The organism is Erwinia sp. V90_4 (assembly GCF_029967685.1).
Classification (GTDB): Bacteria; Pseudomonadota; Gammaproteobacteria; order Enterobacterales; family Enterobacteriaceae; genus Erwinia; species Erwinia aphidicola.
In genome coordinates this window covers 182,452-196,858 of the sequence record NZ_JASCAQ010000053.1, presented here as the reverse complement: position 1 = coordinate 196,858, position 14,407 = coordinate 182,452, and the positions used below count along the sequence as shown (strand labels likewise).

The following is a 14,407-nucleotide window of genomic DNA, read 5'->3' as shown; positions in this document are numbered from 1 at the left end:
CCGAAAAAGAGGGTCAGCCCCTACAAATACGAGGTTGCCCCTGCCGATACAACGCGTGGCTGGGCGCCCGGATTGGGTAATACAGACGGCAGAGTAACAGGTAGGTAGGGGTCGACCCTTTTTTTCGGTCGACCCGTGGCGGTGATTCGCAATAACGGGCTGACCGAAAAAGAGGGTCAGCCCCTACAGGGTATTGGCCCGCGATGATTACTGCGGTGGCGTGGTGCTGTCGCCGGACGGAGCGGCTGCGGCATCGGATGCTGCAGCGGGCGCAGGCTCTGGCGTCATAATCTTCTGCCAGCTCTCCTGCAGCGCCTTGACGTTAGTTTCCGGCTCGCCCGGCGGCTGCATCAGCACCATCGTCATATCCTGCGTCAGCTGCTGGCGCAGCTCCTGGTTAAGCATATCCAGCGTCAGACCTGACAGGAACTGCTGACGCAGCTTCTGATACTGCTCCGGCGCGATATCCACCACCGCATTCTGCTGAGAACGCAGACGCTGGCTCATCAGGACATCGGTATCGGTGCGCGCGTAGGTGGCAAACAGCTTGTTCAGCTCGCTGTTCTTCTGCCCAATCAGCGCATCAAACTCCTGCTGAGACAGACCCTTATCACGAATGTTGACCATCTCTTTGGCAATCAGCGTCAGGTTACTGTTTAGCGAGGCATTGTCGGCATCCAGATTGATGGCGCACTGCGCACGCTGGTACAGCACGCGGCAGTCAAAGCCCACCTGCATGCCCTGGGTTTTGTTATCGCTCAGCACCTTCTGCACATGCCAGAACAGCGCCTCACGCGCCAGATCGCTCTGCCAGTAACGCAGCAGGTTTTGCGACTCGCGGATCGGCTGCCATGGCGTATCCCACACCAGCGACAGGCGGTCCTGACTGAGGGTGCTGTTTGCCAGGTTGATCGGCTGCGGCAGCAGCGGGGAGAGCGTTGGCATCGCGGAAGGCTGTTCGCGCTTGCCTTCCAGCGGCGAAAACACTTTGTTGATCTGTTCAGACAGGCTGCGGCTGTCGACGTTGCCGACGACAAACAGCGTCATGGCATCCGGGGTGTACCACTGCTTATAGAAGGCATTGAGCGCGGCGAGATCTACCGGCACTTTTACCGGGGAAGCGGGGTCGTGGGCCAGCATGGAGGAGCCTTTCAGCCGGTAGCGCCACCAGGTATCCTGCGGATTGCCCGGCCAGGTGGCAATCGGATCATCCGCATTATTGGCGGTATTGACCACTTCTTCATTAATGGTCATTTTACCCGCCGTTGCCGCCAGCCAGGTCAGCGCTTCTTTCACTAATTCCGGGCGGTTGTTCGGCAGGCTGAGGTTGTAGAGCGTGTAGTCGTAGGAGGTGATGGCCGGCGGCATCGGGTGCTGCGGGTCCATACTCTGCTGCCACAGCGAGCGCTGCTGCGCGGGATCGAGCGCGGCATTATGCACCAGCGCAAGGCGCGGCAGTAAATGGCTGTAGCCAGCCTGCTGGGCGCTCTCCACCAGCGAACCGGTGTTAACCATCAGGCGAATCTCAACGCGATCGCTTGGGCGCTGAGGGGTTGTGAGTAGCTGCCAGCTGAAACCGTTATCCAGCTTGCCCTGCTGCCAGGCAGGATCGGGTTGGAGAGTTTCGGCCTGCACAGTCAGGCTGGCCGCAGCCAGCAATATTCCACCAACTAATAAACGAATTCTGGTGCCCTGCATGTGAACCCCTACTCAATCACAAACCAAAAAATTATCACTGGCGATCTACTACCTGCCGTTATCGCGCGTACGCACGTTTAGGAAGCGACTGTTCTTAATATAAATTGCGAATGGAACAGTTTGTTAGACCACACATCGGCGGGGATGTCACACCGCAGAATGAAAAATCATAAAAATAGCTTGGGGGTTATTATGCAAATGCCCGTCGTGAGGGCAAGTCACGACGGGCATTTGGGGCAATATTTAATGAATTAAGCACTTATGCCGTGAAATCAGGCCGTTTTTTCAGCTTTTTTTCCCGCGTTCAACGTCTCTTTCATCTGCGTCTCATCCAGCTGGCCAACCCATTTCGCCACAAACACCGTCGCCACACCGTTACCGATCAGGTTAGTCAGCGCGCGCGCTTCGGACATAAAGCGGTCGATACCGAGGATCAGCGCCAGCCCGGCCACCGGCAGGTGTCCGACCGCGGACAGCGTCGCCGCCAGGACGATAAAGCCACTCCCCGTCACGCCCGCGGCGCCTTTCGAGGAGAGCAGCAGCACCACCAGCAGGGTGATCTGATGCCAGATATCCATATGGCTGTTGGTCGCCTGGGCGATAAACACCGCCGCCATGGTCAGATAAATCGAGGTGCCATCAAGGTTGAATGAGTAGCCGGTAGGAATAACCAGCCCCACCACCGATTTTTTACAGCCGAGCTTTTCCATCTTATCCAGCATGCGCGGCAGCGCAGATTCGGAAGAGGAAGTTCCCAGCACAATCAGCAGCTCTTCTTTGATGTAGGCGATAAATTTGAAGATGTTAAAGCCGACCATACGGGCAATCAGCCCCAGCACCACCACCACAAACAGCGCGCAGGTAATATAGAAGCAGATAATCAGCTGGCCGAGCTGCACCAGCGAGCCAACGCCATATTTACCGATGGTGAAAGCCATGGCACCAAATGCCCCGATCGGCGCCAGGCGCATGATCATGTTGATGATACCGAAAATCACCTTGGAGAAACTGTCGATAAAGTTAAACACCAGCGTGCCTTTATCGCCCAGGCGGTGCAGCGCGAAGCCGAACATAATGGCGAACAGCAGCACCTGCAGGATGTTGCCGCTGGCGAAGGCGCCAATCACGCTGCTGGGAATAACATCCAGCAGGAAGGCGATCACGCCCTGCTGCTCTGCCTGCTGGGCATACATCGCCACCGCTTTGGCATCCAGCGTCGCCGGGTCAACGTTCATCCCCACGCCCGGCTGCAGCACGTTAACCACCACCAGACCGATAATCAGGGCAATAGTGCTGACGATTTCAAAGTAGAGCAGCGCGACCGCACCGGTACGGCCGACCGCTTTCATGCTCTCCATTCCGGCGATGCCGGTCACCACGGTACAGAAGATCACCGGGGCAATAATCATTTTGATCAGCTTGACGAAGGCATCGCCCAGCGGCTTCATCTGCGCGCCCAGCTCAGGATAGAAATGGCCCAGAAGCACGCCAATGGCGATGGCAGTCAGCACCTGGAAATAGAGACTTTTGAACAGGGATTTTTTCATAAGGTATCCGTTAACGGCTGAATTGCTGTTGTTATAATCAGTGACAGCGCGAAAGTAACATCCAGTTAACAGGATTAATATAGCCCGACCAGGCCCGGCGGCTTCCATAACCTGGTTTTATGAGCTGAATCACTTCAGCCCCGACTTGTATAACTAAAGAAAGTGAAATGGCGCCTAATCAATTCAATATGACGCTTTTAGCAACTAACTGGCGTTTTCGTCGCTGGAGTCCAGGTTATGACGAACCCATTCACGCTGCTTTTTCTTGTTCTGCGGTGTCTTCTGACCCATGGGCAAAAACATCAGGTCGTGATAGATCAACGCTTCTATAACTGCCCGTTCATATCTTTGCTGGTCAACGATCATGCCCTGAAATGTCATGATCACCAACGGATCGACTTCACCCGTTTTGAGTAAGCGAGCATGGTACAGGCCCGTATAGTCGGGGGATGAGCCAGCGACAGAATTACTGTCTTTAGCCAGAGGCTAGTGAGCGGAATAGCCGTGCGAGGATGGGTCGTAGATTTCAATATAGCCCTGCTGCTCCCAGATATCCTGGAGATCGAGCAAAGCATCTTCATAATATTGCTGGTCTTCTGCGTCATAACCGAACTTCGCACTGGTCGACGCAAATTTTACCGCAATCTCGAGACGTGCAAAATAAAAGCGCTTAGGATGATGTTTGCCCAATGCGATATCCTTCCTGGATAAAATCTTTACGGCGCATCTCACGAAGCTGCTCGCGGCGCTCTTCCCTTGTTCCTGTCAGCTGAACAGATCCAGCTTTTTGTGCATCAGACAGAGCTTGAATAATCTCTTTCTGAGTCAGATTTTTTGCAGGCATATCACCTCCTGATGCAAGTTGCTGAATAATTGTACACCAGCCATCCTCGCTTTGTCATTGGCGTTGCATCTTTTATATGCAAAATCAGTGAGTGAAATAGCAGGATTTTACAGGTACTGCTGTTGGAACTGCGCCAGCGGCAGCGCTTCGGAGTAGAGGTAACCCTGGCCGATATGGATGCCGCGTGCCAGCAGCCAGTCGCGCTGCGCTTCGGTTTCCACCCCTTCGGCCACCACGTCGAGCGTGATGATCTCGGCAATAGCAGCGACGATGCGCACCATGGTGTCATCTTCGGGCAGCGCTACCACAAAGCTGCGGTCCATCTTCAGCTTGGCGATCGGCAGGGCTTTGAACTGGTTCAGCCAGTTGAGATTGGCGTAGCCCATGCCGAAATCGTCGAGTGCTACCGACACGCCCACCTGGCGCAGCTGCTGCAACAGGCTGAGCGCCTGCTGCGGCTCACCAATCTGCGCGGTTTCGGTGATCTCCAGCACCAGGCTGCCAGGGCAGATCTGATGCTGGGTGATCAGGTTCTGTAGATGGCTGACCATGGACGGGTCGCTGAGCTGCACGGCGGAGAGATTCACGCTCAGCGGTAGCGTAATGCCCTGCTGCTGCCAGCCCGCCAGCACCCGGCAGGACTCTTCAAACACCCAGCGGCCCAGCGCGGTTATCACCCCTTTTTCCTCCGCGCACGGGATCAAATCGTCCGGCAGCGACCAGCTGCCGTCGGCCTGGCGCATGCGCAGCAGCGCTTCGGCCCCCACCAGCTGACCATTGCGCATATCGATCTGCGGCTGCAGCCACAGGGCAAACTGCTGCTGCTGCAGCGCGCGCACAATATCCTGCTCGCACACCGTGCGCGGCTTTGCCGCGCTGCTCTGGTCAGCAGGGCGCTCGGCATACAGCGCCGCCTGCGCCAGCTGGTTGCGATTGTAGTTGCGGATAAGCATGCCTATTTCATCGTTACGATGGTATTTCGGCAGCGGCAGCTGATGGCCGATACTCTGCTGCGGGCTAAGGTCCTGCAGCTCGGCAGCGATGGTGCGCAGCGGCCTGACCATCAGGCGGTTGATACACCAGCTGATCGACACCGAGAGGATCAGCGCCAGCAGCAGATAGGTGGTCACCATGGTGGAAACCGCGCTGAGGATAAACTGATACACGCGCCATGAATCGGCCTGCAGCACCAGCAGCGCCAGCGGCTTCGGGTTGGCCGGCTCTACCGAATAGAGCGGCACGGTGATCTGCACCGGCAGTTCAAACAGCCGGGCGATAAACTGCGGCACCGGCTTTTCGGGTTCAAAATCGGTATGCAGCGCCTGCAAGCCGTTGGGCAGCACCACTTCCGCCCGCGCCAGAATACCGGCCGGGCGCAGCGAGTTGAGGATAAATTCAGCCTGAGGAATGTCCGCCTTCAGCACCGCCTGCGACAGCGGCTGACGCACGGTATGCGCCACGTTCTCCATCTGCTGGGCGTAGTCAATCCTGCGCTGCTGCACAAAATGGAAAAGCTGTATGACGATAAAAATACAAATCGTGACCACCGCAACGCTGGAAATGGTCGCCATCTGCTTGATCGTTAATGAACGACTGACTCGCAAGCCTGCTCTCCGAAGAACTCTGCTGAAAGGACTAAAATCGCCCTGAGTATATCCTATGACTGCGGGTTGTTAAGCTATCACGCTTTGCAGGGCGAGGTTTAGGTGTTTTCCTGGGAGAACAGTCACGCAGCTTACTTCAGGCTGGCGTACGGCGCCAGCGGCTGCGGCGGCATATCAAGGTCGCCCTGCCAGCCCGCCATCGAGTAGCGCAGAAAGAGTAATCCGTGGCTCGGGGTGTAATCTTTGGCCTGCTGGATATCCACGCCGAGGCCCAGCGTCCAGTTTGAGGTTAAGCGGCGCTCGACCAGCGCCTGTAAAGTATAGCCAAAGCCGGAGCCGCCGCCGTCACTGCCCGGGGCGTTATCAGCGGTGATGGCGCCGAAGTTCAGCGGATAGCGCGGCGTGGCGTCGCTATGGGCGTGCGACAGCGAAACCGAGCCGCCAAGGTCAAACGACCAGTTGGCCGTGCGCTGGCGATAGGTGACCGGCAGCGACAGCGAAGCATAGCGCTGCGGGCTGTAGTAGCCGCCCTGGCCGAGGGAATAGTCGCTCAGATCCTGCGCGTAGTGCCACAGCATGCCGTTAATACCAACGGTTGCCCGGCGGTTATCGTCGTTGATGAGCTTGTAGTAGTAACCGCTTATCAGGCGCTCGCGGGAGTTATCCGCCACGTTTTTACCCGTTAGCTGATGTGCGCTGAGATCGGCCCATACGCCGTGCGCGCCGCCGCGATCCCAGCTCAGACCGACTGCGCCACCGGTCGCCACCACGCCGCCCCAGCGTTTGCCGCTAGCCTGATTGGGGTCGCGCGCGCCGGCAAACGCCAGCAGCGAGCTGGCAATCGGGCGGCGCGAGGCGCTCAGCGTCACGCCGAGATCGTCAATATCGCTGTTCCAGCTCAGGCCGCCGACCCAGTTGGTGACCTCAAAGCCGAGCGGCGTGGTGCCGAGGTCGGCAGACCAGCGCTCGCTGCGAAAGCCCGCGCCAATGCTGGTGCCGTTCTGATGCTGGCGGAAGTCGCGGTTGCACAGCGCATCCGCGCTGGCGCAGGTGCCAAAATTCTCCCTGATTGTGCCATTGGCGCTGCGGGCAAAGCTGCCTGCCGAGACGTCTACATTATCCAGCTGCAGCCAGCCACGCCCGTCAGACAGCGGAGTCTCCGCCTGCATCATGGTGGTGTGCGCGCTAAAATCGGAAACGCCGCCGGTGCCTTTATTACGCGAATAGTCCTCGGCCAGCGTCAGCTGCGTATCCTGCTGGCGATACAGGCTGGCGCTGTCGCGGCGGATGCCGCGCTGCTGCCAGTCGTCCTGCGCGTCGCTGCGCATCAGGCGGGTAAAGGTCTCGTTGTCGCCGGGTGCGGTGGCGCTAATCCCCACCGCCTGCATTGCCTGGCGATAGTCGCTCAGCGCCGTGGCATACTCCTGCTTCGCCACCCTGCGGTCGATGCGCGCCAGCAGCTCGCTGCGCTCCAGGCGCTGCGCCAGCGCCCGCATTTCCCCCGTCCATCGGCTGCGTGGCAGGGTGTTGAGACGCGCCAGCGCGGCCGCGTCGTCACCGTTGCCGGAGAGCCACAGCCCGTAAGCATAAACCTGCGCCGGCTGCTGCGGCTGGCGCGCCGCCATCGCTGCCATCAGCCTGTCGCCCGCCGCGCGCTGACCGCTCTCACGCAGCGCGCGCGCGCTGTGATAGTTGAGCCAGACATCATCCGGCGCCTCGCGCTGCGCCAGGCGATACTTCTCTGCCGCCTGCGCCCATCTGCCCTGCGCCGCCAGCTGCTCTGCTTCAGCAGTCAGCGCGTCCAGCCGCAGCGTCACCAGCCGACGTCCGGCGGTACGGTTTTGCGGCTCAAGCCGCAGCGCCTGGCGGTAGTATTGCTCCGCCCCGGCGCGATCTTTACCGGCCAGCGCCACATCGCCAAAGCCGATACGGGCCCAGGCATCACGCGGATCGAAACCCGCGGCCTGCTGATAGTGGCTCTGCGCCGCGCTGAGTTCGCCTGCCGCCAGCGCCTTATCGCCCTGCTCAATGCTGAGCCAGTAGTGGTTCGAGCGCAGCAGACTACGCCATTTATTGACGTCGTCACCGCCTGGATCGGCGGCAATCGCCTGGCGGAACAGCGCAATAGCGGCCGCCCGGTGGTTGGCCGCTGCCAGCGCCTGCCCGCGAGCGCCCAGTGCGGCGGCCTGGCTATCGGCTTTGACCCGCTGCACATTCTGCTGCATCAGCCGCAGCGACTGCTGCAGTTCGGCATTGCCCGGCGTGATGCGGTCCAGCGCCTGCATCTGCGCCAGCGCGCGCGCCTGCTGGCCGGGCAGCTGGGCCACCAGCCGCCAGTACTCCAGCGCCATGTCAGCGGAGGGAAACGCGCCGTGGAACAGGCGATCCCACGCGGCCTGCGCCTCCACCAGCCGCCCGGAAGCGCCGAGCAGCCGCGCCTGCTGCAGCTGCTGCCGGCCTTCCGGCGTGATGAGCAGCATATTGGCCGCCGCCTCACGCGTGGCCTGCGCATCCGGTGCGCTGCGCCGCAGCTGCGCCATCAGCTGTGCGGCGCGGGCCTGGTCGCCCTGGCGCAGCGCCAGCCGCAGTTTGGCCGCGACAACCTGCGGATTATCCGGGTCGATTTTATCCAGCCGGTAGAGCGACTGCGTCACCAGTTCGTATTTATGGTTGGCTTCGCCGACCCGCACCTGCTGGAGCAGCCAGTCAATCGGCGCCACCTGCGCCCGCACGCCGGGGCTGCCGGGCAGCAGCAGCAGCGGCAGTAACAGCCCGGTCAGCCGCCGCATCACGCGTCGTCATCCTCGTCATCCAGGCGGCGACGGCTGACGCCGCGCATCAGGCGCCACACCAGCACCGCAAACAGGATCACCACCACCCCGGCCAGCAGCGCCAGCCACAGCGGATGATTCGCCAGCGCATTCCACAGGCGCTCCCACCACGGCAGGTGGCCGACGTAATAGGTTTCGCCGACGCGCAGGCTGCTGACGCCGGACTCGCGAATAATCGAGGCGGAGCCAAACATGGCGGCGCGTTTGCCGCTGTCGTTCATCGCCTCATTCAGCAGCTGCCAGCCGCGCGGGCTGTCGGCTAACAGTGCCACCACGCTGCGCTGCGGGTCATACGGCGACTGGAAGCCGACCACCGCCGCCATTGGCCCGTCTGACGTTATCGTGGTCTGACTCTGCGCCTGACGGTCGCTGGCCGGGCCGTCCACACTGCTCAGCGCTGGCTGGCGCAGCGGCTTGTTGATGCGGCTTTTCGCCGCATCGACCAGCAGGCTGATATTGCTGTCCTGCTTCAGCCCGGCGGGCAGGCTGCCAATGGTCAGAATATCGGCGTTGCTGCTCTGCGCCTGCGCCCAGCTGTCGGCAATCTGCACCTTGAGCGCCGGATAGCCGGTCTGCGCGCTGACGTTCGCCAGCACATTGAGCATGGCGCTGATGTTCTCCGGCTGCGGCTGCGGGTCCATCAGAACCAGAGTTTGCGCCAGATCGGCCTGGCGGCTGAACGGGAAGCCGGCGGTGGCGAAGGCGCGCAGCGACGGCATCTCGATAAAGTGGCGATAGCCGGAGAAGTCGACGGTGGAGTTGCCGTCGATCACCACGTGATTGCTGACCGGCACCACGGTTTCGCAGCGGTCGCTGGTACCGCCGATAAAGGTCAGCGCATAGTCGAAGCTAAAGCGCAGCTGGTTCACCACGTCGAGGCGCAGCGCCGGGATGGTCAGGCTGGTGCTACCATCCTGCAGCCCCTGCAGCAGCGGAATACGCAGCAGCTGTTTGCTGCGATCCTGCTTCACGGTCAGCGGGTAATCCTGCACAAACTGGTCGTTAAGGTGTATTGCCAGCCGCGAACCATCCTCCTGCAGCGGCGAGGTGTAGCGGTAGCGCAGATCCATGTCGATGCCGCGTGCGCGGATCAAAAACAGGTCCGGCGGCAGGTTGAGGGTAAACGCCAGCGGCGCAGGCTGCAGCCCATCCGACTGCAGCTGGCCCGCATACTGCTGCAGCTCGGCAAAGGTGGTCGGGCGGTCGGTGCGCACCCAGTTCGGCGCGTCGTAGGGCTGGCGGTCGGCGAGGGTTTTCACCCCTTCCACCTGGGCGGTCTGACCGCGCAGCAGCAGCTCGCCCTGCGCGATACCCTGCACCGCCGCGATCAGATCGTTGTCGTCACGCCCGAGCACCAGCAGCATTTTCTGGTACGGATTTCCCGGCTGATCGACGATCTCCACCGTCGGCTTATCCACCGGGGGCAGCGCTTTGAGGAAGTCAGGCCGCTGGGCATTGGTAGCGAACACCACCGCGTGCTGCTGCGCGGGCAGCTGGTTCAACAGCACCGGGAAGTTTTGCCCACGCCACTGGGCTTTGCTGCCAAACCACGACGCGAGTATGGCGGCGGCGCGCTGCTGGCCCAGATCCGGCGTGGCGGCAAACACCACCGGCAGGCTCATCGGGCGGCCGTCGCGCGCGTCAAAGAACGGTTCCGGGAAGTGCGAAAGGTCGTTTTTCAGCGGCAGCTTTTGCAGCGTCAGCTGCAGCCCGCTCTGCTTACCGACATCCAGCCAGATCGCGCTGTTAGCCGGGTTTTCGCAGATATTGGTGTAATGCCCGATCAGTTCGAGGCGGATGCGGTTGAAATCGCCGATAAAGCGCGGGTCGATCGCCACCTGCGTCTGGTTCTCTTTCCCCAGCTGATCCGCCGTGATGGTTACCAGCCCGACCAGCTCGTCGTTGAGGGTGATTTTCAGCTGCGACAGCGTGGGGATCAGCGCCGGGGACGGGCGATAGCTGAGGTTGAGCAGCGCTTTAGTCACCACTTCGTCACTACGCACCCCGAACTCAATCTGCCCCTGCGGCTGGGTGCCGCGCAGCGCAAAGTTGCCCGGCGGCGGTGCCAGCTGGGCAAAGTTGAGCGCCGACTGGCGTACCGGGGCGGCGGGCGGCACCTGCGCCTCTGCTGCCGGGGTTTCTGCGGGGGCGGCCTGGGTGACGAATGCCAGCAGGAGTGCGGCCAGGCCGCGGCGTGTTTTTCTCATGATTCTGCGATTACCGAGCGGGCACCGGGCCGTGGCCCGCGCGCTTTAGGGAAAAATGAAGCTAGCCACGCCATCAGCGCGGTTAAGCCAATAAACAGCTGGCGCAGGCGCGGCGGCCCGTACTCCGCCAGGCGCAGGTAGCCTTTAAAGCCGAGGATGACGATATCCACCAGGCTGTGGATCGGTTTGTCTTCCGGGAAACTGTCCTGCCACAGCGCCCAGGTATCGGCGCGGGCGAAGGTGCACTGAATAAACTCGACGTGCTGTTCGGTGCTGAGGTTGTGCAGGCGAATGCCCGCCCGGCGGCCAAAGGTGCGCTGCACCACGCAGGGGAAGCTGAACTCCTGCTGGCCGCGCTTGAGCAGCAGCCAGACCTCTTCGTCTGCGTTGAGCGCGTGCGCTTCACGCAGCTCCAGCCCGACGCCGCCGTCCGAATAGTCGCGCAGGGTGCAGGGCAGCAGATGGCCGTCGGCGCGCGCGATGGCCGCAGGCATGGCGATCTCCACGCGGTGCGCTTCGCGGATCTGGCGCGCCTCCACCGATACCGCCACCGCGCCGCCGAGAATAATCATGTTGTAAAACACCCACAGCAGGCTGACCAGCACCGTCAGGATCTCGTGCGTCGGGCCGCTGTACAGGCGCCAGATGGCCGCTGCCACCCCCGCCAGGTTGAGCAGCACCAGGAAGATATAGGGCTTGGTGATCACCCAGTCGAGATGCTCCTCCTGCACCAGCCCGCCCTTAGCGGTGACGTTAAACTTGCCCTTATGCGGGTTGAACAGCGCTACCGTGGTCGGCCGGGCGATATACCAGGCGAGCACGGTTTCATACACTTCGCTCCAGAACGAGTGGCGCCAGCGCCCCTGAATTTTCGAGTTAGTCAGGCTGGTGTGCAGCATATGCGGCAGTACATAGATGGCGATGGCCAGCGCCGGGGCGTAGATGATAAAGGCGTGGCACAGCAGGAACGCCAGCGGGGCCAGCAGAAAGATCAGCCGGGGAATACCCGCCAGGAAGTGCAGCATGGCGTTGGCGTAGCACAACCGCTGCACCAGCCTTAGCCCTTTACCGAGCAGCGGATTGTCGAGGCGGAAAATCTGCACCATGCCGCGCGCCCAGCGAATGCGCTGCCCGATATGCCCCGCCAGGCTCTCGGTGGCCAGCCCGGCGGCCTGCGGGATGCGGATATAGGCCGAGGTCCAGCCAGCGCGGTGCAGGCGCAGCGAGGTGTGCGCATCTTCGGTAACGGTTTCCACCGCGATACCGCCGATCTCCTCCAGCGCGCTGCGCCGCAGCACCGCGCACGAGCCGCAGAAGAAGGTGGCATCCCAGACGTCATTACCATCCTGCACCAGCCCGTAAAACAGCGTGCCTTCGTTCGGCGTGCGGCGAAAACGCCCGAGGTTGCGCTCAAACGGGTCCGGCGAGAAGAAGTGGTGCGGGGTCTGTAACATCGCCAGCCGGGGGTCTTTAATAAACCAGCCGAGGGTCATCTGCAGGAAAGAGCGCGTCGGCACGTGGTCGCAGTCAAAAATCGCCACAAACTCGCCGCGGCAGGTGGTGCGCAGCGCGTGGTTAATGTTGCCCGCCTTGGCGTGCTGGTGACTGGGGCGGGCGAGGTAGTGGATGCCCACGCTCTCGGCAAAGGCGCGAAACTCCGGCCGCCGGCCGTCATCCAGCAGATAAATATTGAGCTTTTCACGCGGCCAGTCGAGGCCAAGCGCAGCGTAGATCGTCGGCTTCACCACGCTGAGCGGCTCGTTCCAGGTTGGCACCAGCAGATCGATCGCGGGCCAGCTGCTGACATCTTCCGGCATTGATAGCGGCTTGCGCTGCAGCGGCCACAGGCTCTGGAAATAACCCAGCAGCAGGACCACCCATGAGTAGGTTTCAGCGGCGATCAACAGCACGCCAAAGGTCAGACTGAGCGGATCGTTCCAGTTTAGCGTGGCCGTATAGCGCCACCACAGATAGCGGCAGGAGATGGTCAGCGACAGCACGATCATCATCATGATTGGCAGCCTGCCGGGGATGCGCCGCACCACCATCGCCACCGCCCACAGCACCATCACGAAGATAAACTGCGTCCAGATATCGAACGGCTGCGAGATGCACAACAGCGCCAGCGCCGTCGCCAGCAGCACCGCCACGGTGAACAGCGCGCGGCGCAGCAAAGGGGGAAGCTGGCTTAACCAGCGCTCGCCGCGTTTTTCCAGCTTCGCCTGCGCGGCGCGCTGCGGCAGGCGGTTGAGCCAGCGGTAAAAACCCCGGCGCCAGCGGGCCAGCGCGCTAAAGGCATTCAGCCGCTGGCGTTCGCTGCGCGCCGAGGCATCCAGCGGCAGCACCAGCAGCAGCCACAGGCTCTGGATCAGGTAGCGCAGCGCATCGCCCGGGCGCGGGCGCTCGGGGGAGATATGCGGGTAAAGCTGGCGCTGGCGGGCGCTGACCTGCTGCCACTGCGCGCTTTCAAAGCGCAGCAGCGCCCAGCCGAGCGCCACCAGCAGGCAGTGCAGCGCCGCCGTCAGGGGCGGCGTGCGCTGGCGGCGATAGCCGCGGTAACGCTGGCTCAGCGCCTTTAGGGCGGCGGGCATCAGCAGCGCGCGCAGCGGGTTCATGCTGGCACGCTCGTCAGGTTGATCAGGCACCAGCTCGCCAGCGTGGCAATCTCCTCCGCCGCCAGGCTCAGCGGGCGATACTCACCGAGAGGCTGCTTGTTCAGCAGCGCTTCAGCCAGCGCCTCGTCGCGATGCACCAGCAGCGGCAGGCGCTGATTGAGCGAGCCGCTCCACAGCTGGTGCAGATCCTGCTGTGCCTTGCTCACCGGATTAAACTGGTTAATAAGGTACCGGGTATTTTCTGCGACCTCTGCCTGATGCAGGCGCAGATGGCAGTTGCCGTCGGGGACAATCACCCCGATCTGGTGGTCCGCCTGCGGCAACAGCTGCCGCGCCAGCTGCGGCATATCCGCCGGGATATCCAGCAGCACCCAGCGATAGTCGCCCCGCAGCGCGTGCAGCCGCCCGGCCCACGGCGCCAGCAGCGCTTCAGGATTGCGCAGATACGCTTCGCTTTCAGCCGCTTGCAGCTGGCCGAAGGGGATAAAATCGAGCAATGGCGTGTAGCGCATGGCGCTCTGCTGCCAGGGCTGCTGCCGTAGCGCGCTGTGCGCCCAGCCGCGCGGCTGTTGGTAAGGGGTGTTGAAATGCATCCGCAGCTGGTTAAACGGGGAAAAATCGATGGCGAGCGTACGTTCGCCAAGGCTATTCAGTGCCCAGGCCAGCGCCGCTGTTATGGAAGTGGTGCCCACTCCCCCGCGTAAACCGCAAAATGCCACCACCGGCATAACTACCCCTTTTTTTGCAATGCGCCCAATTCGGTCAGTAATGGCCAGCGCTGATAAATTGCGGCCAGCCTTTCCTGACGGGCAATATCGATATAGCGAAACGCGGTTAACGCAAAAGCCTCACCCAGTGCGCTAATGTCATCGGGCGGTTCGTGGCCAGGGGTTTTCCCAGATTGCTGATTTTTATTCGGCATGGCGGTCATTATGTCGGATTATCCGCACGGATTAATAGGATTTCATCACATAACGATTCCATCAATGATTCACTGGAATGGTTTACGATGTAATGTATATTTACGGGATTAGAATTGGTACGGAAATCTTTATCCGACC

10 protein-coding genes are annotated in these 14,407 nt (G+C 61.4%); all 10 read right to left on the bottom strand.

Going from position 1 to position 14,407, the window contains the following annotated elements; translation table 11 throughout:
* Positions 1–207: 207 nt before the first annotated feature.
* Complete coding sequence (locus tag QLG07_RS15055; RefSeq protein ID WP_048917830.1) at positions 208–1,698, bottom strand: pitrilysin family protein; 1,491 nt, start codon at positions 1,696–1,698, stop codon at positions 208–210.
* Between the two features lie 272 nt (positions 1,699–1,970).
* Positions 1,971–3,245, bottom strand: coding sequence for a dicarboxylate/amino acid:cation symporter (locus tag QLG07_RS15050; RefSeq protein ID WP_048917831.1), 1,275 nt, complete (start codon positions 3,243–3,245; stop codon positions 1,971–1,973).
* 486 nt (positions 3,246–3,731) lie between these two features.
* Complete coding sequence (locus QLG07_RS15045) at positions 3,732–3,935, bottom strand: hypothetical protein (RefSeq protein ID WP_282469549.1); 204 nt, start codon at positions 3,933–3,935, stop codon at positions 3,732–3,734.
* Positions 3,916–4,089 carry a hypothetical protein gene (locus QLG07_RS15040; RefSeq protein ID WP_187498261.1) on the bottom strand — a complete coding sequence of 58 codons (174 nt, stop codon included), beginning with the start codon at positions 4,087–4,089 and terminating at the stop codon, positions 3,916–3,918. Before QLG07_RS15040 ends, QLG07_RS15045 begins: the two co-directional genes overlap by 20 nt.
* Before the next feature lie 107 nt (positions 4,090–4,196).
* The gene (locus QLG07_RS15035) at positions 4,197–5,693 is read right to left on the bottom strand and encodes an EAL domain-containing protein (protein ID WP_048917832.1); all 1,497 of its coding nucleotides are present in this window, start codon (positions 5,691–5,693) and stop codon (positions 4,197–4,199) included.
* Positions 5,694–5,824: 131 nt separating this feature from the next.
* Entirely contained in the window at positions 5,825–8,482 is a 2,658-nt protein-coding gene (locus tag QLG07_RS15030; RefSeq protein WP_282469555.1) for a cellulose synthase subunit BcsC-related outer membrane protein, read from the bottom strand.
* The gene (gene bcsB, locus QLG07_RS15025) at positions 8,482–10,731 is read right to left on the bottom strand and encodes a cellulose biosynthesis cyclic di-GMP-binding regulatory protein BcsB (RefSeq protein WP_282469548.1); all 2,250 of its coding nucleotides are present in this window, start codon (positions 10,729–10,731) and stop codon (positions 8,482–8,484) included. Before bcsB ends, QLG07_RS15030 begins: the two co-directional genes overlap by 1 nt.
* The gene (bcsA, locus tag QLG07_RS15020; protein ID WP_282469554.1) at positions 10,728–13,346 is read right to left on the bottom strand and encodes a UDP-forming cellulose synthase catalytic subunit; all 2,619 of its coding nucleotides are present in this window, start codon (positions 13,344–13,346) and stop codon (positions 10,728–10,730) included. The genes bcsB and bcsA overlap by 4 nt, the downstream gene beginning before the upstream one ends.
* On the bottom strand, positions 13,343–14,074 hold the full coding sequence (bcsQ, locus tag QLG07_RS15015) for a cellulose biosynthesis protein BcsQ (protein WP_282469547.1): 732 nt from the start codon (positions 14,072–14,074) through the stop codon (positions 13,343–13,345). Before bcsQ ends, bcsA begins: the two co-directional genes overlap by 4 nt.
* 2 nt (positions 14,075–14,076) lie before the next feature.
* Positions 14,077–14,268, bottom strand: coding sequence for a cellulose biosynthesis protein BcsR (bcsR, locus tag QLG07_RS15010; RefSeq protein ID WP_282469546.1), 192 nt, complete (start codon positions 14,266–14,268; stop codon positions 14,077–14,079).
* Between the last annotated feature and the right edge of the window lie 139 nt (positions 14,269–14,407).